The sequence below is a fragment of the Nocardioides alkalitolerans DSM 16699 genome (assembly GCF_000426525.1).
In the GTDB taxonomy this organism is placed as follows: Bacteria; Actinomycetota; Actinomycetes; order Propionibacteriales; family Nocardioidaceae; genus Nocardioides; species Nocardioides alkalitolerans.
This window is the reverse complement of record NZ_AUFN01000012.1, coordinates 86,903-109,911: the sequence shown is the minus strand read 5'-3', so window position 1 is coordinate 109,911 and position 23,009 is coordinate 86,903. Positions and strand designations below refer to the sequence as shown.

24 protein-coding genes are annotated in these 23,009 nt (G+C 73.3%); 14 read left to right on the top strand and 10 right to left on the bottom strand.

The features are described from left to right. The first annotated feature begins 3 nt into the window (after nt 1-3). The 10 genes from K329_RS29500 (at nt 4) to K329_RS0110190 (ending at nt 10,220) form a co-directional block, all read left to right on the top strand. Nucleotides 4-2,289 carry a phage tail tape measure protein gene (locus K329_RS29500; protein WP_028472962.1) on the top strand — a complete coding sequence of 762 codons (2,286 nt, stop codon included), beginning with the start codon at nt 4-6 and terminating at the stop codon, nt 2,287-2,289. Further along, nucleotides 2,286-3,080, top strand: a complete 795-nt coding sequence (locus K329_RS0110230; protein ID WP_028472961.1) for a hypothetical protein — start codon at nt 2,286-2,288, stop codon at nt 3,078-3,080. The genes K329_RS29500 and K329_RS0110230 overlap by 4 nt, the downstream gene beginning before the upstream one ends. After that, the gene (locus K329_RS0110225) at nt 3,077-5,317 is read left to right on the top strand and encodes a hypothetical protein (protein WP_028472960.1); all 2,241 of its coding nucleotides are present in this window, start codon (nt 3,077-3,079) and stop codon (nt 5,315-5,317) included. The genes K329_RS0110230 and K329_RS0110225 overlap by 4 nt, the downstream gene beginning before the upstream one ends. Nucleotide 5,318: 1 nt before the next feature. Then, a complete protein-coding gene (locus tag K329_RS0110220) occupies nt 5,319-5,792 on the top strand; it encodes a hypothetical protein (RefSeq protein ID WP_028472959.1) in 474 nt (157 codons plus the stop codon). Then, the gene (locus tag K329_RS0110215) at nt 5,789-6,061 is read left to right on the top strand and encodes a hypothetical protein (protein ID WP_157571670.1); all 273 of its coding nucleotides are present in this window, start codon (nt 5,789-5,791) and stop codon (nt 6,059-6,061) included. Before K329_RS0110220 ends, K329_RS0110215 begins: the two co-directional genes overlap by 4 nt. Then, nucleotides 6,058-6,744 (top strand): collagen-like triple helix repeat-containing protein, encoded by a 687-nt coding sequence (locus tag K329_RS29495; RefSeq protein ID WP_211225825.1) that lies wholly within the window; start codon nt 6,058-6,060, stop codon nt 6,742-6,744. Before K329_RS0110215 ends, K329_RS29495 begins: the two co-directional genes overlap by 4 nt. Before the next feature lie 14 nt (nt 6,745-6,758). Further along, a complete protein-coding gene (locus K329_RS0110205; protein WP_028472956.1) occupies nt 6,759-8,597 on the top strand; it encodes an SGNH/GDSL hydrolase family protein in 1,839 nt (612 codons plus the stop codon). A gap of 101 nt (nt 8,598-8,698) precedes the next feature. Then, nucleotides 8,699-9,463 carry a hypothetical protein gene (locus tag K329_RS29490; protein WP_052336697.1) on the top strand — a complete coding sequence of 255 codons (765 nt, stop codon included), beginning with the start codon at nt 8,699-8,701 and terminating at the stop codon, nt 9,461-9,463. Beyond that, nucleotides 9,463-9,735 carry a hypothetical protein gene (locus K329_RS0110195; protein WP_028472955.1) on the top strand — a complete coding sequence of 91 codons (273 nt, stop codon included), beginning with the start codon at nt 9,463-9,465 and terminating at the stop codon, nt 9,733-9,735. Before K329_RS29490 ends, K329_RS0110195 begins: the two co-directional genes overlap by 1 nt. A gap of 104 nt (nt 9,736-9,839) precedes the next feature. After that, the gene (locus K329_RS0110190) at nt 9,840-10,220 is read left to right on the top strand and encodes a hypothetical protein (RefSeq protein WP_028472954.1); all 381 of its coding nucleotides are present in this window, start codon (nt 9,840-9,842) and stop codon (nt 10,218-10,220) included. Nucleotide 10,221: 1 nt separating this feature from the next. On the opposite strand, the gene K329_RS0110185 is transcribed toward K329_RS0110190, so the two are convergent. The 3 genes from K329_RS0110185 to K329_RS0110170 all read right to left on the bottom strand — a co-directional run bounded on the left by K329_RS0110185 (nt 10,222) and on the right by K329_RS0110170 (nt 11,978). Beyond that, complete coding sequence (locus K329_RS0110185) at nt 10,222-11,013, bottom strand: tyrosine-type recombinase/integrase (protein ID WP_028472953.1); 792 nt, start codon at nt 11,011-11,013, stop codon at nt 10,222-10,224. 190 nt (nt 11,014-11,203) lie between these two features. Then, nucleotides 11,204-11,641 (bottom strand): hypothetical protein, encoded by a 438-nt coding sequence (locus tag K329_RS0110175; protein ID WP_028472952.1) that lies wholly within the window; start codon nt 11,639-11,641, stop codon nt 11,204-11,206. A 124-nt stretch (nt 11,642-11,765) separates the two neighbouring features. Further along, nucleotides 11,766-11,978, bottom strand: a complete 213-nt coding sequence (locus K329_RS0110170) for a dodecin (RefSeq protein WP_028472951.1) — start codon at nt 11,976-11,978, stop codon at nt 11,766-11,768. Between the two features lie 81 nt (nt 11,979-12,059). Here K329_RS0110170 and K329_RS26020 point away from each other — a divergent pair, with 81 nt between their 5' ends. Beyond that, complete coding sequence (locus tag K329_RS26020; RefSeq protein WP_084541183.1) at nt 12,060-12,407, top strand: DUF3099 domain-containing protein; 348 nt, start codon at nt 12,060-12,062, stop codon at nt 12,405-12,407. After that, nucleotides 12,397-12,615 (top strand): hypothetical protein, encoded by a 219-nt coding sequence (locus K329_RS0110160; RefSeq protein WP_028472950.1) that lies wholly within the window; start codon nt 12,397-12,399, stop codon nt 12,613-12,615. The genes K329_RS26020 and K329_RS0110160 overlap by 11 nt, the downstream gene beginning before the upstream one ends. A gap of 35 nt (nt 12,616-12,650) precedes the next feature. Here the strand turns inward: K329_RS0110160 and moaA are convergent, their stop codons facing one another. Then, nucleotides 12,651-13,733 carry a GTP 3',8-cyclase MoaA gene (moaA, locus tag K329_RS0110155; RefSeq protein ID WP_084541182.1) on the bottom strand — a complete coding sequence of 361 codons (1,083 nt, stop codon included), beginning with the start codon at nt 13,731-13,733 and terminating at the stop codon, nt 12,651-12,653. Between the two features lie 45 nt (nt 13,734-13,778). On the opposite strand from moaA, the gene K329_RS26015 reads away from it, so the two are divergent. Further along, nucleotides 13,779-14,666, top strand: coding sequence for an SURF1 family cytochrome oxidase biogenesis protein (locus tag K329_RS26015; RefSeq protein WP_052336695.1), 888 nt, complete (start codon nt 13,779-13,781; stop codon nt 14,664-14,666). Nucleotides 14,667-14,693: 27 nt separating this feature from the next. Here the strand turns inward: K329_RS26015 and K329_RS0110145 are convergent, their stop codons facing one another. Both K329_RS0110145 and K329_RS0110140 read right to left on the bottom strand, forming a co-directional pair. After that, nucleotides 14,694-15,449 carry an SDR family oxidoreductase gene (locus K329_RS0110145; RefSeq protein WP_028472948.1) on the bottom strand — a complete coding sequence of 252 codons (756 nt, stop codon included), beginning with the start codon at nt 15,447-15,449 and terminating at the stop codon, nt 14,694-14,696. Continuing rightward, nucleotides 15,450-17,339, bottom strand: coding sequence for an ABC transporter ATP-binding protein (locus K329_RS0110140; protein ID WP_043642984.1), 1,890 nt, complete (start codon nt 17,337-17,339; stop codon nt 15,450-15,452). Between the two features lie 80 nt (nt 17,340-17,419). On the opposite strand from K329_RS0110140, the gene K329_RS0110135 reads away from it, so the two are divergent. Beyond that, on the top strand, nt 17,420-18,982 hold the full coding sequence (locus K329_RS0110135; RefSeq protein ID WP_245596515.1) for an adenylate/guanylate cyclase domain-containing protein: 1,563 nt from the start codon (nt 17,420-17,422) through the stop codon (nt 18,980-18,982). Here K329_RS0110135 and K329_RS0110130 read toward each other — a convergent pair. From K329_RS0110130 to K329_RS31675, 4 genes are all read right to left on the bottom strand, one after another. Further along, nucleotides 18,955-20,553, bottom strand: coding sequence for an ABC-F family ATP-binding cassette domain-containing protein (locus tag K329_RS0110130; RefSeq protein WP_028472945.1), 1,599 nt, complete (start codon nt 20,551-20,553; stop codon nt 18,955-18,957). The two genes, K329_RS0110135 and K329_RS0110130, sit on opposite strands and share 28 nt — an antisense overlap. Nucleotides 20,554-20,657: 104 nt before the next feature. Next, a complete protein-coding gene (locus tag K329_RS0110125; protein ID WP_028472944.1) occupies nt 20,658-21,560 on the bottom strand; it encodes a phosphotransferase in 903 nt (300 codons plus the stop codon). 405 nt (nt 21,561-21,965) lie between these two features. Next, nucleotides 21,966-22,583, bottom strand: coding sequence for an acVLRF1 family peptidyl-tRNA hydrolase (locus K329_RS0110115; protein WP_028472943.1), 618 nt, complete (start codon nt 22,581-22,583; stop codon nt 21,966-21,968). 16 nt (nt 22,584-22,599) lie between these two features. Next, nucleotides 22,600-22,905: a metal-sulfur cluster assembly factor gene (locus K329_RS31675; RefSeq protein ID WP_028472942.1), complete on the bottom strand. Its 306-nt coding sequence runs from the start codon at nt 22,903-22,905 to the stop codon at nt 22,600-22,602. Between the last annotated feature and the right edge of the window lie 104 nt (nt 22,906-23,009).

Here is a 23,009-nt window from a genome sequence, read left to right as displayed (position 1 = left end):
CCCGTGGGTCTTCTCCAGAACCTCGTCATCGGCATCGGGCTCGACCCGGCCGGGATCGAGGAGGGCGCGTCTGAGGGCGAGGGCATGCTGCGCTCGGCCGCCGCCAAGTTCGCGGTGGCCGGCGCAGCGATCGGGGCGGCCACGGTCGCCGGGATCGTCGGCGCGATGAACATCGAGGCGGCGAACGACAAGCTCGCCGGGCAGCTCGGGCTCACCGAGGCGCAGTCGGCTCGGGCCGGCTCCGCTGCGGGCGCCGTGTACGCCGGCGCGTACGGCGAGTCGATGGAGGAGGTCAACACCGCGATCGGGTCGGTGATGTCGTCGATCGCCGGCATGCGCGACGCGAGCACCGCCGACCTCGAGGCCATGACCGAGAAGGCGCTCAACTTCGCGACCGCCTTCGAGGTCGACGTCGCCCGCGGGACCGAGGTCGCCGGACAGCTCATCACCAACGGGCTGGCGAAGGACGCGACCGAGGCGTTCGACCTGCTGGTCGCCGGCCTCCAAGCGGTGCCCATCGCGGCACAGGAAGGCGTCATCGACGCCGCGTCGGAGTACGGGACGTTCTTCAAGCAGGCCGGCATCGACGGTCAGGCGATGTTCGAGCTCCTCGCGCTCGGCGCGCAGCAGGGCGAGATCGGCATCGACAAGACCGGTGACGCGATCGGCGAGTTCACGAAGCTGATCACGGGTGACATGGCCCGCACCGAGCCGGTGATCGAGGGGCTCGGCCTGAACTACGGCGAGATGGCGAACGCGCTCGTCGCTGGCGGCGACCAGGCCGCGAGCGCCACCTCGGCGATCGTCGACGGCCTCCTCGGCATCGAGGACCCCGCGGCCCAGACCCGCGCCGCGCTCGAGCTGTTCGGCACACCGCTCGAGGACCTCGGCACCGACAAGATCCCCGCCTTCCTCAACGCGCTCTCCGGCGGGTCCGGCGCCCTCGATGACTTCACCGGCGCGGCCGACCGGCTCGACGAGGGCCTCGGCGGCAACGCCTCCGCTGCGCTGACCTCGTTCAAGCGCCAGGTCGAGGTCGCCTTCGTCAACTTCGTCGGCGGCAAGGCGCTGCCCATCGTGACCACGATGGCCCAGTTCCTCGCGGAGGAGTTCGGGCCCACCCTCAGCGCAGTCGCCGGATTCATGCGCGACGACCTCATGCCCGCCGCCGAGACGTTCTTCGGCTTCCTCTCCGAGCACCAGACCACCGTCACGGTCATCGCCGGCCTGATCGGCGGCGTCCTCGGTACGGCGCTGACCGTGTGGGCCGTGCGCTCGGTCGCGTCCGCCGCCACGAACACGATCGCGTGGTTCACGACCGCGACCGCGTCGACGGCAAGCGCCACCGTTCAGTCCCGCTCCGCGATGCAGGTCGTCGTCGGCTGGCTCTGGATGGGCACGCAGTCGCTCATAGCCGGCGCCCGCGTGGCCGCCGCGTGGGTCGTCGCGATGGGCCCGATCGGGTGGGCGATCGCCGCCGTCGTCGGTCTGGTCGCCCTCGTCATCTGGAAGTGGGACGAGATCAAGGCCGCCACCGGCAAGGTGTGGGACTGGTTCAGCGCCAAGATCACCGCCGTGTGGAACGCCGTCACCGGCTGGATCGGTCGGAAGGTCGGCGAGGTCGTCGGCTTCGTCGCTCGAGTGGGCGCCGTCCCCGGGATGGTCGGCGGCTACTTCGGCGACATGAAGGACCGCGCGATCTCGAAGGGCGCCGAGCTGGTCGCGTGGGTCGCCGGGATGCCGGGCTCCATCGTCTCGGGGGTCGGCGATCTCGGGGGGCTACTCCTCGACGCCGGCGCCGACATCGTCCGAGGTCTCTGGGACGGCATCTCCGGGATGGGCGACTGGATCGTCGGGAAGCTCGGCGACTTCGTCTCCGACGTCATCCCCGGCCCGATCAAGGACGTGCTCGGCATCGCGTCCCCGTCGAAGGTCACGGCCGAGCTCGGCCGCTGGACCGGCCGCGGTCTGGCCGACGGGCTGCTCGACACCGCGGGCGACGTGACCGCAGCGAGCAGCGCGCTCGCCGCGGCGGCCGTCCCCGAGCTCGCCTCCGTCGGCGCGTACGACATGCCCACCGCCCGTGTCGACGGCATGCGGTCGATCGACGGCGGCGGGCCCGGGGGCACCTCGAGCGGCGGGTTCACCGACGAGCAGATCGAGCGCATCGTCGCCGGGTTCCGCGAGGCCCTTGAGGACCTCGACATCGAGTCGCCCGTCTACGTCGGGGCCCGCGACGCCGGCCGCATCTTGCAGGTCGGTCAGACCGAGTTGGAGGCGAGCGAGTGATCACCGTCCCCCCGCAGCGCAGCACGGTCGGAGGCGGCCCCGACGTGCTCGACACGCAGTCGCCGTTCTACCTCCGGCTGTTCGGGCAGTGGCTCCACCTGCAGGGCATCAGCACGGGCTCGCAGCTCAAGCGGGACCGGGCGTCCGACGCGATGGTGTCGGTCGACGGCTACCGCACCGAGACGGCCGCACCGTCCGGGCCACGGACGTGGAGCATGTCGATGAGCTACGCGACCCCGGTCGGGACCATCGCCGCGCTCGAGCTGGCCTCAGCGAACCCGGGTGACGTGTGGTTCGTCGACCGCTCCCTGACCCGGCAGAACACGCTCGCCCCGGCCGACTGCCACGGACTCTGGGCGCCGGGAGCGACGGTCATCCTCGCCGGCGGCATCCCGCTCCCCGTGCTGGCCGCCGACCGCACCGTCACGATCCCGGTCCGCGCCGGCGTGACGACGTACGCCGCGCTCTGGACCACCCGTCCCGCCGGCACCGTCGTCGGCTCCGCAACCTGGCCCGGCGGCACCGCGGCGCTGACCGCACCAGGTGGCACCGCAGCGCAGCGCGCCGAGGTCGCGCTCACGCCCGACGCCGACGGGGTCCTCGAGCTGGCCGCGGTCGCCGGCACCACGGGCCTGCAGGTCACCGAGGACTACCTGCCCGACGTCTGGCACCCCGGCCAGCGGATGCCGACGCAGGTCGCCGTCGCCGACCCGGCCCGCACCCTGCAGCTGCTCGGCGAGCTGCGCCACGGACGGGCGTCGTACGCCCTCGAGGTCCGGGAGGTCGGATGAGCTGGACCGACCCCGGCCCGTCGTCGCTCGCGCCGACCGTGGTCGTCGACCTCGGTGCCCCGCTCGGCGTGCGCAACGTGACGTCGTACGACATCGAGCACGAGCTGCAGGGCGGCACCCTCACGGCCGCGACCCGGGCACGGTCCGGGTACTCCGTCGGCGCCGCGTCGATCACGATCGCGGTCGACCCGATGAGCAAGGTCCCGTGGTCGAAGGGCGCCGACCGGCTCCGCGCCGGCGGGGACGCCACGCTGCGCGCCGAGTGCCCCGGCCTCGAGCCGTTCCCCCTCGGCGCGTGGGTCGTCGCCCCCGTGTCCGGCTCGCTGACCAAGGTGGGCCGCACGGTCACCCTGCGCGAGAAGCAGTACGCCGGCCGGAAGGTCGCGAACCTGCTCCCCGCGCTGGCCGACAACGACGCCGACCCGGCGTGGATGATCGACACCCTCGCGCGGCAGTGCGGGTTCTGGTCAACGCCGGCGCCGGTCGAGTCGTGCGTGCTGTCGCTCCCTCTGAACGGCGCGGTCTGGGCCGAGGTCGGGAAGGACGCCTACCCCTCGACGAGCCCCGCCCGGTGGGGCGCCCTCGGCGGCGTCGTGGGCCCCACCGGTGGACCGTGGGGCGCCGAGGCCGGGTTCACCCCCGGCAGCGAGTGGGGGTCGACGCAGGGGTTCACGTGGCGCCTGTCCCGCGCGCTGCTCCACTCCGGGACGTCGCTCTACGTCACCGGCACCTTCGACGGCACCGCGTCGCTGCGGTTCCCCTCCTCGAGCGTGCAGGTCGAGATCCGCGCCGACATCGGGCAGGTCGCCGTACGCGGTCACTCCTCGCAGCCGTGGGCCACGACGTCGTACATGCCGGGACTCGACCCCCGACACCCGCAGCGGGTACAGCTCGAGATCCAGCGCGACGGCACGGTCACCGACCCGATGACCGACACCAACTCCGGGACCTTCGGGCCGACCCGGGTGCGGGCACGGTCCGCGCACGGCACCGCGTGGTCACCGTGGGCCGTCGACGTCTCGACCCGCTCGGACTACATCGCCCGGTCGATGTGGATCGAGGGCCCGGCCGACGCGACCGCCGGCGGCGTGCAGTGCACCCTCGCCGCCGACCCCGCGCTGTGGGCCCCGGTCACCGCGGACATCGACCCGCTCGGCGGCGTCGTCACCGCGCCGTGGCTGCCGGGCGACCTCGACCCGTGGTCGGGCATCCAGCAGGTCGCCGAGAAGTGGCTCGCCGGCGTGTGGCCCACCCGCGACGGCGTGCTCGTCGGCCGGGACCGGCACTACCTCGCGGGCGGCACCCCGGTCGTCGAGACCATCGACGTCGGCCGCCGCGTCGAGGACCTCCCGTGGACGATCGACCCGGCGAACGCGGCCGACCGCCTCGAGGTGACGTGGTCCCCGCCCGACGTCGTCGAGACGTCGTACGAGACCGAGGTCTTCGAGTCGCCCGAGCTCTGGTCGGCCGACGAGGCGATCCGCCTCAACCCCGGCCAGGTCGTCGAGCGGGTCGTCGACCTCGACCGCCTCGGCTTCATCAACGAGTTCTCGCAGTGGCGCCCGGTCTGGCAGTCGCCCCACCTCACGTCCCCGACGTGGGACGCCCGCTTCCAGCGAGGCGGCGGGGGCGGGCAGGTCCCGGCCGACGCGCTCGCCATCAGCACCCGGCAGGTGTCGGCCGGGCGGCTCATCATCCGCATCCGCAACCAGACCAACTCCGTGCTCTGGACCGTCGACGCCGAGGGCAAGCCCGCCCTCGTGCAGCGCGGTTACCGCCGCATCGACCAGGCGCAGCAGCTCATCGTCGAGCGAGGCGCCTCCGAGCACGACGCCCTGAACACGCTGACCGTCGACCTCGGTCGCCACGTGCAGCGCCGCCAGGACGCCGAGGAGATCGCCGACTTCGTGTGGTCGCGGGTGCAGACACCCGGCTACCGGGTCGACAACGTCCGCGTCGTACCCGACTGGACCCGGCACCCCGGGCAGGTCATCTACATCGCGCACGGCCGCTCGGGGCTGGCGTCGAAGGCGCTCGTCGCGAAGGTCCACCGGACCGGCGAGGCGGGCAAGGCCCGGCAGCACCTCGACCTCGTGCTGCTCGTCCCGACGTGGGCCGACTTCGCGGCGGTCTGGGCGGGCCGCACGTGGCACGAGTTCGCCGGGTTCTGGACGGGCCGCGCGGACAACGAGTGGTCGGCCTTCGCCGACGACCCCCTGCTGACGATCGGAGCATGACGTGCCCTTCACCCCAAACGGGATCTGGTATCCCGACGGCCAGGAGGGCGGCGACCCCGTCCGGGGCGCCCCCGACTTCGAGCAGCTCGCGAAGTCCGTCGACGCAGCGATCTCCCAGAGCGTCGTCGAGTCCGGTGCGGCGGCCGGCGGATGGGCCGCGACCGTCACCGTGCAGAAGTCGGGACGCCTCGTCACCATCGCGGGCGGCGTCCGGCCCTATCTCGGCCACCCCACGACGACGTACGTGACAGCGGCGTACCTCCCCGAGGGACACCGGCCCATGGCGAACGTCGCCACCCAGGCCGCGCCCGTCTTCAACAGCACGATCAACTACAGCTTCGTGTTCCAGCCCGACGGCCACATTCGGGTCCGGATCTCCGGCGCGCTGACCGGCGACCCCATGCCGACGCTCGTGTTCCCGCCCTCGTCGTGGCTCACCGCAGAGCCGGGGATTCCGGCGGGGGTTCCGGCATGAGCGAGCAGCCATCGGTCGGCGAGCTTGTGCGCCGCATGGAGGAGCAGGCGAAGTCCGTCGAGCGGCTCGTCGAGAAGGTCGACAACCTCGTCGAGAAGCTCTCCGACGACTACGTGTCGCGGCGCGAGCACGACCTCCGGGTCGGCCCTCTCGAGAAGCGCCTCGACAACGCCGACGCGTTCCGTCGGCAGGTCATGGCCGGCGCCCTCGTGGGGCTCATCGGCTACATCATCACGCTCGTCGTGCTCATCCCGGGAGTGCCGTCATGATGAAGATCAAGCCGCCCGTCCCCTCGTCCCGCACGATCTCCGTGCTGGCGTGGGTCACTGGCCTGTCGGCGCTCTGCCTCGTCGTGTGGCTGCTCGTCGAGCTCGGCCAGACCAACCAGCGGTTCGAGGTGGGCGCCGCCGACCGGCGCGACCTCCGCTCCCAGCTCGTCGACCAGCAGTCCGCGTCCGCCGCGCTGGCCGACCAGGTCGTCGACCTCGGCGAGGAGCCCGTCGTCGACCCCGCCGAGCCGCCGTCGGTGGCGACCCTGCTGCAGGGCTTGACCGGCGAAGTCGGCGCACGCGGCCCGGCCGGTCCGCGCGGTCCCATCGGTCCCATCGGGCCGCCCGGGGTGAGCGTGCCCGGCGAGCCCGGTGCGGCTGGTGAGCCCGGTCCCACGGGCGCCGCCGGGGTGCCGGGCGAGTCCGTGCAGGGCGCCCCCGGGGAGACGGGCCAGCCGGGCGCCACGGGCCCTGCAGGGCCGCAGGGAGAGCCCGGCCCCGCCGGAGCCACCGGAGCGCCAGGAGCGGCCGGCACGAGCGTCGTCGGCGTCTCGTGCTCGGGCGGTTCCGGCACGTTCGTCTTCACCTACTCCGACGGCACCACCCAGACCGTCACGTGCGCCGAGCCCGAGCCGGAGCCCGACCCCACCGACCCGCCGGGCCTCGACCCGGTCCTGCCCTGAGGAGCGACACCACCATGGCTCGACACACCTTCGGCGGCACGCTGGCCGACGTCGCCACCGCGCACGTCTCCGGCTTCCTCAAGCCCGCCGGCCCGATCGCCCTGTCACTCTGGTCGGCCAAGGTCGGCGGCGCGCCGGTCACCGACTTGCTGCTCGACGGCCAGCCGGTCACCGTCGTACGCGCAGGGTCGGAGGGCGACGTCCCGGCGTTCGAGGGCCCCGACGGCGTGACCCGTCTGTGGGTGCAGGTCCCCGGTCGCAGTGCGCGCCGGCTGCTGGCCGCCGCTGGCCTGCCCGGGGCGGACGGCCTCCCGGGCGTCAACGCGGTGCCCGCCGACCAGGCCGTTGGGACGTACCTGACGACCGATGGCAGTGCTGCGAACACGGCCCTGCATGGCGCGGTCGACGACGCGATCGACGAGGGTATGGCCCCTGGCGGCGTCATCCTTGAGGGCGTCACGCCGATCGCCCAGGCCGCCGCCTCGGACGCGATCGCGAACAACCCGAACGTCGTCACCCAGGCCGGGGCGGCGGCCGCCGCGGCCGCGTCGACCGCGGTCACCATCGCGGGCGTCTCCGACGGCTACACCGCCCCGCCCGCCACCCCGACCGTCACCCTCGGCACCCTGAACCCGGTAGCCGCGAACTTCGCTGGCGGTCGACGTGTCCTCATCGCGGTAGCCGACACCCACAAGATCACGCAGCCCTCGGTGCTCCGGTCGATGTCCGGCCGGGTCGCCAACGACGAGGCCGCCCGCACCATCGAGTTCTACGTCTACCGGCCCAACGGCTCGGGCGGCTACACGGTGGTCTACCGAGGCGGCGCCCAGGCAGCGGCGACGGCGGGGACCTACACGTGGACCCCGACGTCGTACCTACGGCTCCTGCCTGGCGACGTGCCGGGTGTCTGGACCGCGACCAACGTCGCTGCGAACGGCCTCTACTGGGCGGGCTCGGGTGGCCCCGCCATCGGGTCGGTCCTCTACCAGCCTGCCGTCAACTTCCCCGCCCCGGCGGTCGGGGACACCATCACCCCCGGCGCAGGGGCCAGCGACCCGAAGGTGCAGACGCAGTACCTCCCCGCGCTCACGTGGACCACCAGCCACGAGGCCGTCGTCGTGGCGTCGCGGTGGGCGAACCTGCCGGGCGGCTACCCGCGCCTCGACGCGGGCGGGAAGGTGCCCGCCAACCTGCTCCCCGGTGCCCGCGTCACCGGCCTGCCGATGATCGCGCTCGGCACGTCGGTGGTGGCCATCGCCAACTCCTACGTCACCCAGGCCGCTGCACAGTCAGGCGTGGCGCTCGACAACCAGGCCGTCGGCTCGTCCGGAATCGTGTGGGACGGCACCCGCGACCGCTCGCTCTCCGCGACCAAGGCCGAGCTCGAGGCCGCGTTCCCCGGGTGGGGCGGTCAGTCCTACGAGGCCCGGATCATCGACCGCATCGCGAACATCAAGCACCTGCACTTCGCGCACGGCTACAACGACCGTGACAAGCCGATCGGCACGCCCACCTCGACCGACCGGGCCACGCTGTACGGGGCGTACAACTACGTGCTCGGCAAGGTCTTCGAGGCCAAGCCCTCGATCACCGTGTCGTTCGAGACCCCCCACAGCCTCTACACCCCGGCCAACGAGGGCTACCACGCCACCACCGCGGCGGTGCGTACCGCGATTCTCGAGATCGGCCAGCGCTACGGCGGCCCCGTCTTCGACCTCACGCAGCACGGCCAGCTCGGGCAGTCCGGCGCGACCACCCGAACCACCGACGGCGTGCACCCGAACGCCGCGTGGAACGCCATGCTCGCGCCCGTGCTGGCCGCGTGGTGGAACGAGCACCTGCCGGTCGGCTGACCCGGCCCATCTGCACGGTTAGTCCGGCTCCACCCCACCCCACGGCCGCCCGGCCAGCACGACCGGGCGGCCGTTCCCATCCCTGCCTGAGGAGGCACCCCGTGACGATCCTCAACCTCGGCCAGGACACCTCCGGCCGCGACCTCCGGCTCGACGACACCACCCACCAGCGGATCCGGTGGGCCGAGAACCGCCTCGGCATCAAGCTCGTCATCGTCCAGGGCTCCTACGTCGAGGGCACCGAAGCGTCCGCCGGCACCCACGACGGCGGCGGCGTCGGCGACGTCCGCTCCAGGAACTTCTCCCACGAGGTGAAGCGGAAGGTCCTCACGGCGCTCCGCGAGGCCGGCCTCATCGCGTGGCTCCGCACCCCCGCCCAGGGCTTCGACGAACACATTCACTTCGTCGAACTCGCCTCGAAGACCCTCGCCCCGTCCGCCGCCCGCCAGGTGACCGCCTACCTCGCCGGCCGCAACGGGCTCAAGGACAACGACCCCGACGACGGCCCCGACGTCGAGGTCCCGACCGCACTCCCCACCGACGTCCAGGAGGACGACATGTCGCAGTACGAAGACCAGCTGAACGAGCTCCTCACCCTGGCGAAGCGCACCGACGCCCGGGTGCTCACCACCCAGGGCGCCGTCGAGAAGATCCACGGTCTGGTGCGCGACGTCGCGAAGGCCATCCCCAACATGAGCCGGTGGCTCGGCTACCTCATGAAGGGCGTCGAGGGCCAGGGCGCCAGCCTCACCGCGCTCGCCGCCCAGGTCGACGCCGCGCTCGCCTCGACGAGCGACCCGGCGCTCGTCGCCCAGCTCGAGCAGATCCGGACCGAGCTCGACGACGTGATCAAGGCGGCGAGCTGATGGGCCTCGGAGGGCTGGTGCTCGACCGGCTGCAGCGGCTGTCCCCGCACGCCCGCGCGGTCGTGTACGACGGCGTGCTCATCGTGGCTGGTCTGCTCGCGCTGCTGGTGTGGGTGCTCCCGGTCTTCGAGGTCGACGCGATCGGGCCCGTCGATCTCGACGAGCTCGGCAGCGTCGGCGTCGCCGCGGCGGCCGTGGCCGCGCTGCTCGCCCGGGCGAACACCCCCAAGCCGACCGGCGGCGACCACCGGGCGGACGTCCCGCCCGCCTGACCGCCGTACGCCACGAGCTGCGCCCCGTCCCCTCACGCAGGGGGCGGGGCGCTTTCGTGCGTTCCCGGCGCGGCGGCCACCCAGGGCCGCTAGCGTTGCCCGCCGTGAAGACCCTCTCGCGGACCGCCATTACCCTCACCGCCCTGCTCGCCCTCACCAGCTGCAGCGGAGGCAGCGACGAAGACACGACCGCCGACGAGTCCGGCCCCACGCTCCCGGACTGCACCTCGACGTGGGAGACGGGCGCCGTGCTCCCCGACCCCTACGAGGGCTGCGACGACGACGGCGAGACGGTCGCCCCGAAGTTCCTCGACTGCACGAACGGCAACGGCCGGTACGTGCAGTGGGACGGCGGCGTGGCGTACGCCCGCGAGGGCGCGCCCGTGATCGACCGCGCCGGCCAGCTCGCGATCATCTGCGACCCCGGGAACGAGGCGGGCGCCTACGCCACGCCCACCCCGACGGACGACTTCACCCGCGGCTGACCTACGCCGCGAGCGACCCGATCGCGTCACGCAGCTCGTCGTTCGTCACCCCGAGGTAGTGCTGCGTGGTCGCGACCGACGCGTGCCTCATCAACTGCTGGATCACGCGGATGTTCTTCCCGTTCCGGAGCAGGTTCGTCCCGAACGTGGCGCGGCACCGGTGGATCGAGCCGGTGAGCCCGAGGTCCCGGAACAGGTGCCGCACCCGCAGGCCCACCAGCTGCGCCGACACGTGGTCGCGGGCGTGGTGGGGCGACGGGAACCAGTAGCCGGCGCGCGGGTAGTGCTGCGCCAGCTCCCACAGGACCTCGTGGGTGGGGATCGCCTCGTCGGTGCCGCCCTTCCCGACGACGTACAGCATCGACTCTGTGATGTCCTCGCCCCGGAACTTGGCGATCTCGAACGACCGCAGACCGGCGTACGACCCCAGCAGAATCCAGGCGCGCAGGTTCCCCTCGGTCGCGCCGAGCACCAGCATGAGCTCCTTCTGCGACAGCGGCTTCGGCTTCGGTCGGGGACGGGGCCCGCGCCGGACCCGCGCGATTGGCGAGGCCTCGATCTGGCCGGTCTCGAGCATCCACCCGTAGACGCTCGTGAGGTGGTTGACGTACGTCGAGCGGGTCCACCCGGAGTGGGCGCCGACCCATCCGGCGGCGATGTCGGGGCCGACGTGCAGGGTGCCCCAGTCTCTCAGGCGGCCCTCGGCGAAGGTGCGGCGCTGCTTGATGGTGTTCTCGCTGAGCCCGCTTCCCCGCATCCAGCGTTCGAACTCGTCTAGGTCGGTGATCGTCATGTGCGCACCCCCGTGCGTCGCGGCGCCCTCGTGCCGGACGCCTCGGGATGCAGCGGGGACAGGCGTCAACGAGGTAACGATGCGCATCGTTACGACACGCGGGGGCGCTCGGGCGTGTCGCGGCGTGTCGCGACCCACGCGACGACCGGCGCCCACGCCAGGGCGAGCACGACGAGCACCAGGAGCGCGCTCACGCCGACACCGCCGCGAGATCGCGTGCAAGGCGCTCACGCCGCTCGTGGAGCTGGGCAAGCTCGGCGATGCGGGAGTCCGAGGGGAGGCGAGTCGCGAGGGGCGTGTTCACGACCGCGCCGTCCGTGGTCGACTCGCGGCGCAGGGGGTCGATCCGGTTCAGCCGAGCCTCGACCTCCTCGAGCTCAGCTGCGAGGGCGACACGGCGCGCGGGCGCGGCGGCCTGGGCCTTGGCGCGGCGAGCGTTCTCCCGCTCGACGGCCTTCTCGACGCGGGCGCGGGCAGCCTTCTCGTGACGGGCGCAGAGGTAGGTGGCGGGCTTACCGCACACGCGGTCTGCGGCATCCATCCACGCGACGCAGGTGCCGGCAGGGTAGTCGTCGGGGTGGCGCAGAGCGACGTGCGACGCGAGCGCCAGCAAGGTCGGCGCGCTCATGCCGCGACCGCCGTGAGCTGCGGGAGCGCACCGATCCGGCCGACCGACTTACTTCCGCGTACGCATAAGCGGACGCGCCGGGAGGCGGTGCTCCCGCGCGTCCGCCGCACGGCGGCGAGGAGGATCAGTCGTCCTCGAGGCGGAAGCCGACCTTGAGGGACACCTGGAAGTGGTCGACCTGACCGTCCTTCACGTGGCCGCGCACCTGGCTGACCTCGAACCAATCGAGGTGGCGGAGCGTCTTGCCCGCCCGCTCGACGCCGTTGCGGATCGCCTGGTCGATGCCCTCGGGCGACGTCCCGACGATCTCCGTGACGCGGTAGGTGCGGCTGCTCATCGCTGGCTCCTCGTTGGTGGTGCGGGTGGCGGCGCGGCGGCCGACCGGGATGGTTGATGCTAGCGACGTACAGTCGAGGGCATGCCGCCGCGCCCACGGAAGTCCACCAAGAACCGTGAGGTCCCCGTCCGCATCACGTCCGCGGGCGAGGCGCCGGAGGAAGAGCTCGACCACCGCCAACGCCGCTACATCATCGCGATGACGGTGCGCACGCTGTGCTTCCTCGGTGCGGTCGCGGTGGGCCCGGGCTGGCTGCGGTGGGTCCTGCTCTCCGGCGCGGTGTTCCTCCCCTACATCGCGGTCGTCATCGCCAACACGACGTCGCAGCGCACGGACACCTTCGAGGTCGAGGGCGTCGACGTGGCGGCCCTGCCGCCGGCGGCGACGACGTACCGCATCGAGAGCTCGGACGACCGCGGTGTTCTCTGAGTCCGACGGTCCCGACGAGGCGACCTGCTCCGCGCGGGGCTGCAAGCTGCCCGCGGTGTGGGGACTGCGCTGGAACAACCCCAAGCTCCACAGCCCCGAGCGGCGCAAGGTCTGGCTGGCGTGCGACGACCACCGGGCGTCGCTCTCGGACTTCCTCGGCGCGCGCTCGTTCCTCAAGGACGTCGTGCCGTACGGCGAGCTGGGCTGAGCCCCGCTCCCCCGCTCCGGACCGTCGGTGCGGCGTCAGCCGCCGATGGCGGACATCGGGCGCGTCGGCTGCAGGAAGCTCGGGTCGTCGATGCCGTGGCCCGGGGCCTTGCCCCACATGGCCGTACGCCAGCGGTCGACGATCTCGTCGTCGGACGCCCCGCCGCGCAGCGACGCGCGCAGGTCGGACTCGGTGCGCGCGAAGAGGCAGTTGCGCACCTGGCCGTCGGCCGTGAGACGCACGCGGTCGCAGTCGCCGCAGAAGGGGCGGGTGACCGAGCCGATCACGCCGACCCGTCCGGCGACGCCGTCGCCGGTGTCGACGAGGAACCGCTCGGCGGGCGCGCTGCCGCGGGCCTCGCCGTCGGGGCGCACGTCGTACACGGCCTCCAGCGACGCGAGGATCTCGTCGGCCGTGATCATGTGCTCCCGGGTCCAGGCGTGCTGGGCGTCCAGGGGCATCTGCTCGATGAACCGCAGCTCGTAGCCCCGCTCGAGCGACCAGCGCACCAGCTCGGGGGCCTCGGTGTCGTTGAGGCCGCGCAGCAGCACCGCGTTGATCTTGATCGGCGTGATGCCCGCGGCGACCGCGGCCTCGATGCCGGCGATCGCGTCGTGCATCCGGTCGCGCCGCGTGATGGTGGCGTAGGTCTCGGCCCGGATGCTGTCGAGGCTGACGTTCACCCGGTCGAGACCCGCCTCGGCGAGCGCGTCCGCCGTGCGGGCGAGGCCCAGTGCGTTGGTGGTGAGCGACATCTCGACCTCGGCCGAGCGCTCGCGCACCTGGCGCACGATGTCGACGAGGCCCCGCCGCACGAGCGGCTCGCCGCCCGTGAAGCGGACCTCCCGGATGCCGAGCCGCTCGATGCCGAGCACGACGAGGCGCACGACCTCGTCGTCGGTGAGGGTCTGCTCGGTGGCCATCCAGTCGAGGCCCTCGGCCGGCATGCAGTAGCTGCAACGGAGGTTGCAGCGGTCGGTGAGGGAGACCCGCAGGTCGGTGGCCACACGACCGTGCTGGTCGGCCAGCGGGGAGGCGCCACCGAGCGCGGTGGGAGGGAGGGAGGAGGGGAGGGTCGGCACGGGGAGGTGCACGACCTCGTCAGCGACGCCGGACATGCTGCCGAGTCTAGGTGGCACCCGGTCGCCGGATAGCCTCGACGCGTGGGCTCCTTCCGCTTCCTGCTGAGCCGGCGCTGGATCCTGTTCGGGATCGCCGTCGTGCTCCTCACCTACCTGGCCTGGATCCTCGGCCAGTGGCAGTTCCACCGCCTCGACGACCGCCGCGACCGCAACGCGGTCGTGGAGCGCAACGAGGGCGTCGACCCGGTGCCCGTCGAGGAGGTCCTCTCGCCCGACGAGCCCGTCGGGGCGGACGAGGAGTGGACCCACGTCAGCGTGACCGGCACCTACGTCGTCGACGACACCGTCGTCGTGCGCTACCGCACCCGCGACGGCGAGCCGGGCGTCGACCTGGTGGTCCCGGTCGAGCTGCCGTCGGGCCGGAGCGTGCTGGTCGACCGCGGCTGGCTCTCCACCGACAACAGCGGCAGCCTCAACGGCACCGACCCGAGCGCCCTGCCGGCACCCCCGTCCGGGGAGGTGACCGTGACCGGCTGGGTACGGCGTGACGCCGAGGGCAGCTCGACCAAGGTGACCGACCAGTCCACGCGCGCCATCTCGTCGGCCGTCATCGGCGAGGCGCTCGACCGTGACGTCCTCACCGGGTTCGTCGACCTCGCGGAGGAGAGCCCGGAGGCCGCCGAGCCGCTCTCCCCTCCCCCGCTGCCCGACCTCGACGACGGCCCGCACTTCTTCTACGGCCTGCAGTGGTGGTTCTTCGGGTTCCTCGCCGTCTTCGGCTTCGGCTACCTCGTCTTCGACGAGTGGCGCGGGGGCCCCGCCCGGCGCGACCGGCTCCGGGCCGAGCGCCGCCAGCGCGCCGAGCGGATGGAAGAGGCCCAGGCCGCCGCCCAGGCGCGCATCCTCGCCGAGCGCCGGGAGGCCCAGGCCCGGGCCCGCGACGCCCAGGAGACCCGCGAGGACGCCTGACGCGCCCCACGGCCGTCCCGCGCGGCGTCAGATCGTACGGAGCAGCCCGCCGTCGACGGGCAGCGCCACACCGGTCACGTACGACGCGGCCGGCGACAGCAGGAACGCGGCCGCACGCCCGAACTCCGCCGGGTCGCCGTGGCGTCGCAGCGGGATGGCCGCGAGAGCGGCCTCACGGTCGGCCGGGTCCTCGCCCCGGGCGGCCGCCAGCTCGACCAGGCGCTCGGTCTCGATGCGTCCGGGCAGCAGGGCGTTCACCCGGACGCCGGCCGGCCCGAGCTCGTCGGCCAGGTTCTTCGCCACCATCGCCAGCCCGGGACGCAGCCCGTTGCTGATCGCCATCGCCGGCAGGGGGCTGCGCACGCTGCTGGAGAGCACCAGGGCGAGCGCCCCGCCGTCGGCGAGGGCGGCACCGATCGTGCGGGCCAGCCGGACGGCACCGAGGAAGACCGTCTCGAAGGAGCGCGTCCAGTCGTCGTCGGTGGTGCCCAGCACGGTGCCGGGGGGCGGCCCGCCGACCGAGACCAGCGCACCGTCCAGCCGTCCCCAGCGCTCGAGGGCCGCGTCGACGAGGCGCTCCGGGGTCGCGGGGTCGCCGTTGTCGGCGACCACGCCCGTCGCGCCCTCGCCCAGCTCGGCGAGGGCCGTCTCGAGGGCGTCGCTCGAGCGGCCGGAGACGACGACCCGCGCACCGTCGGCGACGAGGGCGTCCGCGGTCGCCCGTCCCAGGCCCCGGGTGCCACCGGTCACGACGTACACGCGGTCGCGCAGCCGCAGGTCCACTCAGGCCTCCGTCTCGTGCAGGTCGTCGACGAGCTGGGTGCCGTGCAGCGTGGCGTAGAGCCCGCCCCGGGCGAGCAGCGTCGTGTGGGTGCCGCTCTCGACGATCCGGCCGTCGTCGACCACGAGGATCTGGTCGGCGTCGCGCACGGTGGAGAGCCGGTGGGCGATGACGAGCGACGTGCGGCCCGCCAGCGCGGCGGCCAGCGCCCGCTGGACGGCCTGCTCGGACTCGCCGTCGAGGTGGGCCGTGGCCTCGTCGAGCACGACCAGCGGCGGGGCCTTGAGCAGCAGCCGGGCGATGGCCAGGCGCTGCCGCTCGCCGCCGGAGAGGCGGTAGCCCCGGTCGCCGACGACGGTGTCGAGCCCGTGGGGCAGCGACCGCACGAGGTGGGCGATGCGGGCGGCCTCGAGGGCCTCCCAGACCTGCTCGTCGGAGGCCCCGGGGCGCGCGTAGCGCAGGTTCGCACCGATCGTGTCGTGGAACATGTGCGCGTCCTGGGTGACGTAGCCGACCGCGTCCTCCAGCGAGTCCAGGGTCAGCCCCCGCACGTCGTGGCCCGCGACCCGGACCGTGCCCTGCGTCGGGTCGTAGAGCCGCGCCACGAGGTGCGTGATCGTCGTCTTGCCGGCCCCGGACGGGCCCACCAGGGCGACCATCTGGCCGGGCTCGGCGACGAAGGTGACGTCGCGCAGCACGGGCTCGCCCTCGCCCGCGCGGTCGGTCGCCGCCACCTTCTCCAGCGTGGCCAGCGTCGTCGACGACGCGGAGGGGTAGGCGAACCCGACGTGGTCGAGCTCGAGCCGCACGCCCTCGACGCCGGCGGGCACCTTCAGCGGTACGGCGTCGGCGCGCTCGACCACGGTGGAGGGCAGGTCGAGCACCTCGAACACGCGCTCGAAGCTCACGAGGGCGGTCATGACGTCGATGCGCACGTTGGAGAGCCCCTGGAGGGGGCCCAGGAGGCGCAGGAGCAGCGTGGCGAGGGCGAGGAGCGTGCCGAGCGTCAGGTCGCCCTGGATCACGAGGTAGCCGCCCACGCCGTACACGAGCGCCGCCGCCAGGGCGGGCACGAGCAGCATGACGGAGGCGAAGAGCCGCGTCAGGAGCGAGATGCGGACGCCGAGGTCACGCACGACGGCGGCCTTGACGGCGAAGGACTCGTCCTCCTCGCCCCGGCGGCCGAAGAGCTTGAGCAGCATCGCGCCGCCGACGTTGAAGCGCTCGGTCATGGTGTTGCCGAGGTCGGCGTTGCCGTCCATCTGGCGGCGGGTGAGGCCCGCCAGCCGCGCCCCGACCCAGCGTGAGGTGGCGAAGAGGATCGGGAAGGTGACGAGGCACAGCAGGGTCACCTGCCAGCTGAGCGCGAGCATCGTGACCCCCACGACGATCGCGGCCACGCCGTTCGAGACCGTGCTGGAGAGCACCGTGGTGAAGGCCCGCTGGGCGCCGACCACGTCGTTGTTGAGGCGGGAGACGAGGGCGCCGGTCTGCGTGCGGGTGAAGAACGCGATGCCCTGGCGCTGCACGTGGGCGAAGACCCGCGTGCGCAGGTCGTAGATGAGGCCCTCCCCCACCCGGGCGGAGAGGTAGCCGCCGACGACGCCGAACAGGGCGTCGACGAGGGCGACGCCCACCATCGCCAGCGCGACGCCGACCACGACGTCCACGTTGCCGGCGACCACCCCGTCGTCCACGAGCTTCTGCACGAGGAGCGGGGTGACCACGACGAGCATCGCGTCGAGCACGGTGACCACGCCGAAGGCACCGAGGATCTTCTTGTGCGGGCGGGCGAATCCGAGGACCCGCCGCACCACGGCGGGATCCACCCGGTTGTCGACCGCCGAGCGGTCGGTGCGCAGGTGCCGCCAGGCCGCACCCATCCCCGTCATCCCAGACACAGCTCTCCCAACCGTCCGTCGCTCGTCGCTGTTCCCGGACACCGGGAGCGCGGAGCCCTACGATGCACCACGTGTCCAGCCGGAGTCCCTACGGTTCGTGGCTCCTGGGTGGTGCCGACCAGAGCCGGCGGGCCCTGCGCGTCCGGATCCAGCTGCTCCTGACGACGGTGCTGGTCGCCACCAACGTCATCGGCGCCCTCGTGGTCGGGGCCGTGCTGCTGCTCGTGAGGCCCGACGAGCCGCTCGACGGCGGGCTCCGGCTCGCGATGGCGATCGCGCTGCCGGTGTACGTCGGGCTGGCCGTCCTCCTCGGGGCCACCGTCATCACCCGACGCGTGCTCCGCGTGCTGCAGTGGGCCCGCGACGGCCGGGAGCCCGACGAGAAGCAGCGCCGGCGCGCGGTGCTCGTCCCCCGCTACGTCACGGCCCGCCAGGCCGGCCTCTGGTTCGTGGGCACCTGCCTGTTCACCGGCCTGGCCCTCGGGCTCCAGCCCAGCCTGGCGCTGACCATCGGCGTCGCCGTCGGGATCGCGGGCGTGGTGGTCTGCGCGATCGCCTACCTGCTCACCGAGTTCGTGCTGCGGCCCGTGACGGCCCGGGCCCTGGCCTCCGGGGTGCCGCCGGCCGGGCGGGGTTCCGGCGTACGTCGCCGCATGATCACGTTCTGGGTCCTCGGCACGGCGGTGCCGCTCAGCGGGCTCCTGCTCGTCGCGATCCTCGCGCTGGCCGGCGACGACCAGGTGAGCCGCACCCGGCTCGCGGTCGTGGCCCTGGTGCTCGGCGCGGTCGTGCTGCTCTTCGGGCTCCTCATCACGGGGCTCAACGCCCGCGCCGTCGTCGGCCCGCTCGCGTCGGTGCGCGACGCCCTGCGCCAGGTCGAGTCGGGCCGCTTCGACGTGGAGATCCCGGTCTACGACGCCACCGAGCTCGGCCTCCTGCAGGCCGGGTTCAACCGGATGGCCGCCGGGCTGCGGGAGCGCGAGCGCATCCGGGACCTCTTCGGGCGCCACGTCGGTCTCGACGTGGCCGAGGCGGCCCTGGGGAGCGACGTGGCCCTCGGGGGCGAGACCCGCACCGTCTCGGTGCTGTTCGTCGACCTGATGGGCTCGACCACGCTCGCGACCGAGCGCTCGGCCGCGGAGGTCGTCGACCTCCTCAACCGCTTCTGCGCCGTCGTCATCGACGAGGTCGACCGCCAGGGCGGGCTGGTGAACAAGTTCATGGGCGACGCGGTGCTCGCCATCTTCGGCGCCCCCGTCGAGCGGCCCGGCCACGCGGGGGACGCGCTCCGGGCGGCGCGGGCGGTGGCGCGTCGCCTGGCCGACGAGCTGCCCGAGATCCGCGCCGGGGTGGGCGTGGCCACCGGCGAGGCCGTCGCCGGCAACGTGGGTGACGAGCGCCGGTTCGAGTACACGGTGATCGGTGACGCCGTGAACCAGGCGGCCCGGCTCACCGAGCTCGCCAAGGCACGGCCCGGCCTCCTGCTGGTGTCGTGCGAGAGCGTCGACGCCGCGGACCCCGACGAGGCCGCCCGGTGGCGACCCGCCGGGTCCGAGGTGCTGCGCGGACGCAGCGAGCCGACGCCCCTCGCCGTACCGGCCGAGGATCAGGCCAGCGAGACCAGCTCGGCGTAGGACTCGTTCCAGAGGTCCTCGACGCCGTCGGGGAGGATCAGCACGCGGTCCGGCTCGAGCGCGCGCACCGCGCCCTCGTCGTGGGTGACGAGGATGATCGCGCCCTCGTAGCGACGGATCGCGTCGAGCACCTCCTCGCGCGACGCCGGGTCCAGGTTGTTGGTCGGCTCGTCGAGCAGCAGCACGTTGGCGCTGGAGACGACCAGCGACGCCAGGGCGAGACGCGTCTTCTCGCCGCCCGACAGCACGGCCGCGGACTTGTTGGCGTCGTCACCCGAGAACAGGAACGACCCCAGCACGGTGCGCGCCTCGGTGTCGGTGAGCTGCGGAGCGGCGCTCTGCATGTTCTCCAGCACGGTGCGCCCGGTGTCGAGCGTCTCGTGCTCCTGGGCGTAGTAGCCGACCTTGAGCCCGTGGCCCGGGATGACGGTGCCGGTGTCCGGCGGATCGACGCCGGCGAGGATCCGCAGCATCGTGGTCTTGCCCGCGCCGTTGAGGCCGAGGATGACGACGCGGGAGCCGCGGTCGATCGCCAGGTTGACGTCCGTGAACACCTCGAGCGAGCCGTAGACGCGCGACAGCTCGGCCGCGGTCAGCGGCGTCTTGCCGCACGGGGCGGGCGACGGGAACTTGATCTTGGCGACCTTGTCGGCGACACGCTCGCCCTCGATGCCGGCCATCATCTTCTCGGCGCGCTTGAGCATCGACTGCGCGGCCTGCGCCTTGGTGGCCTTGGCCCGCATCTTGTTGGCCTGGTCGGTGAGGGTCTTCGCCTTGTTCTCGGCGTTCATGCGCTCGCGCTTGCGGCGCTTCTCGTCGGTCTCGCGCTGGGTCAGGTAGTGCTTCCAGCCCATGTTGTAGACGTCGATCACGCAGCGGTTGGCGTCCAGGTGGTAGACCTTGTTGACCGTCTCGGCGAGCAGCGCGTTGTCGTGGCTGATGACGATGAAGCCTCCCTTGTGGGCCTTCAGGAAGTCGCGCAGCCAGATGATCGAGTCGGCGTCGAGGTGGTTGGTGGGCTCGTCGAGGATGAGCACCTCGGCGCCGGAGAACAGGATGCGCGCGAGCTCGACCCGGCGGCGCTGGCCGCCGGAGAGCGTCTTCAGCTGCTGGCCCAGGATGCGGTCCTCGATGCCCAGGCTGGCCGCGATCGTGGCGGCCTCCGCCTCGGCGGCGTACCCGCCCCCGGCGTGCAGCTCGGCGTCGGCGCGGGTGTAGCGCTTCATGCCGCGCTCGGCGACGGCGGGGTCGTCGGAGGCCATCTGCTCCTCGGCCTCGCGCAGGCGACGTACGGCGTCGTCCAGCCCGCGGGCGGACAGGATGCGGTCGCGGGCCAGCACCTCGGGGTCGCCGATGCGGGGGTCCTGGGGCAGGTAGCCCACGTCCCCGTTCGACACGACCTTGCCGGAGGCGGGCAGCGCGTCGCCGGCGAGGATCTTCGTGAGGGTGGTCTTGCCGGCGCCGTTGCGGCCCACGAGGCCGACCTTGTCGCCGGCCGCGACGCGGAACGAGACGTTCTCCATGAGGAGGCGGGCACCCGCACGGACTTCGACGTTCTGTGCGGTGATCATCGGGAGAGGACTCTACGGCGCGCCGCCGGAGGGCCCCGCATCCCGGAACGTGACGTGGGGCGCATCACGGGGACGTCTGCGTCACGCCGGCGGGACGTCCTCGGTCAGAGCAGGGCCTCGAGGTGGCCGAACTGGCGCTGCAGCGCCCGCAGGTACGGCGCCACGCTGGGGTGCCGGAACTTCCCCGCCAGCGCGCCCTCCCCGTCGGCCGCGCGGGCCAGGGCCCACTCGGCCCGGTTCAGCACCGTGTAGACGGCCGTCACCCGCGCGCCGAGGAGCGCCTGCTCGCGGGTCGCGAGCCCGGCCGGGAGCGCGGCGACGTACGCGTCCAGGAGCACGTCGAGCTCCTCGGGCGAGGAGAGCGCGAGGTAGCCGAGGTCGCCGCCCACCGGGCCGGTCCCGAGGGTCGACCAGTCGAGGGTGAGGATGTCGTCGCCGTCGCGGGCGGCGAAGTTCCCGGCGACCGGGTCGCCGTGCTGGAGCACCTGCGGCAGCGCTGCGAGCCGGCCCAGGTAGGTCGCCCGTCGCGACCAGAGCCGCTCCGCGACGTCGGCCACGGTCGTGCGGCCCAGGGTCCGCCAGCCCCCGTGGCGCTCGACGCGCCGCAGGCGGTCGTCGAGCTGTCCGCGCGCGAGCCACGGCACGTCCGGCACGGGGGTCGCCGCGAAGGCGCCGAGCCGGGAGGCGACGAACAGGCGGGGCAGGGTCTCGGGCGGCACCCAGGCGGTGCGGAGCGTGAGCCCCTCCGGGTCCTCGGCCACGTCCAGCACCGGGACGGCGCGGAGGCCGGCGGTCCGGTCGACCACTCCGGACACGGCCACGGCCCCGGCGCGGCGCCACCAGGCCGCGTGGGCCGGGTCGGAGAGCTCGGGGACCTCGTCGTCGACGGGCGCGACCAGGCGCTTCACCACGCTCGGCGGGTGCGTCGTCCGGTCGATCCAGACCCCTGCGGTGGAGGGGCCGAGGCCGCCGGGCAGCACCTCCCAGCCGTCGTCGGGCTGCCACATGCTCCGCAGTCTGGCAGAGCCAGGGGGCCGCCACCGCCCGGACACGCTGCCTGACCTGCGGTTTCGCCGCTGCCACGACGGGTACGACGGGGTCCGTGCGCTCCTCCACCCCTCGTCCGTCGCGTGTCCGCCGTCGACCGCTGGTGCTGGCCGCCGCGGTGCTGCCGATGGGGGCCCTGCTCACCGCCTGCACCGGCGACGGGTTCTCGGTCGGCGACGCCGTCGAGGGCCTGCCGACGGGCGACCACGAGGAGTTCGCCGTCGTGGTCGGTGACGTCGACCGGGCCGCCGAGCTGGCCGACCTGGACCGCCCGGCTCGCAGAGGGCGCCGTCCCGGCCGTGGTCTGGAGCATCCCCGCCCGCCGCGACCCGCTGTTCAGTCACACCGGCTGAGCACGAGGGTCGTCAGGACCCGTCGGCGTTCACGACCTCGACCCGAAGCCCCAGGGCCGAGGCCACCGCGCCCTCGAGCTCGGCACGTCGCGGCTCGGGCACGGGGAGCCACGGGTCGACCACGGCGTGCCGGGCGAGGCGCCGGTCCTCCAGCACGAGGGCGATCGCGGCGCGGTCTCCGCCCGTCACCAGGGGCAGGGGGCGCTCACCGAGCACGGCCACGGCGTGGTCGGTGGCGGCGTCGTACGCGGCCCGCGCCTGGTTGTCGCGCCGTCGGGCGAAGCGCTGCTGGCTCTGGCCGCCGGCCTTGCTGCGCCCCTGCACGTGACGCCGCCCGACCTTGCTCGCGACAGTGCGAGCGGCGGCCAGACGGGCAACGGCGAAGCCGCCCTTGCGGACGAGGAGCACGCCCCACGTCTCGGGCGCCTCCGCGGCGGTTCGGAACGCCGCGGCGTCCGCGGGGCCGGCGTACGAGCGGCCGAAGGGCAGGGCGGCGGCGAACGTCGACCCGTCCTCGCCGGTGCCGGCGAGACGGCCGTCGACGACCTCGGTCGTCACTCCCCCGTGGCGCTCGCCGAAGTTGGCCAGCCAGCGGTCGAGCCGCTCCGGCGGGACGACGACGTCGACCACGAGGGGGTCGCGTCGCTCAGACGTTGAAGCCGAGGGCGCGCAGCTGGTCGCGGCCGTCGTCGGTGATCTTGTCCGGGCCCCACGGCGGCATCCACACCCAGTTGATGGCCACGTCGTTGACGAGGCCCTCGAGCGCGGAGTTGGTCTGGTCCTGGATGACGTCGGTCAGCGGGCAGGCCGCCGACGTGAGCGTCATGTCGAGCACCGCGTTCGACTCCTCGTCGAGGTGCACGCCGTAGACGAGGCCGAGGTCGACGACGTTGATCCCGAGCTCGGGGTCGACGACGTCCTTCATGGCCTCCGTGACGTCCTCGATGCTCACGCTGCTGGAGCGGCTCGTGGACGTGCCGTTGGGGCCGTCGACCGTGACCGTGGTGGCCTCGGGGACGTCGGGCAGGTCGCTGTGGTCCGGGGCCGCGACGGCGG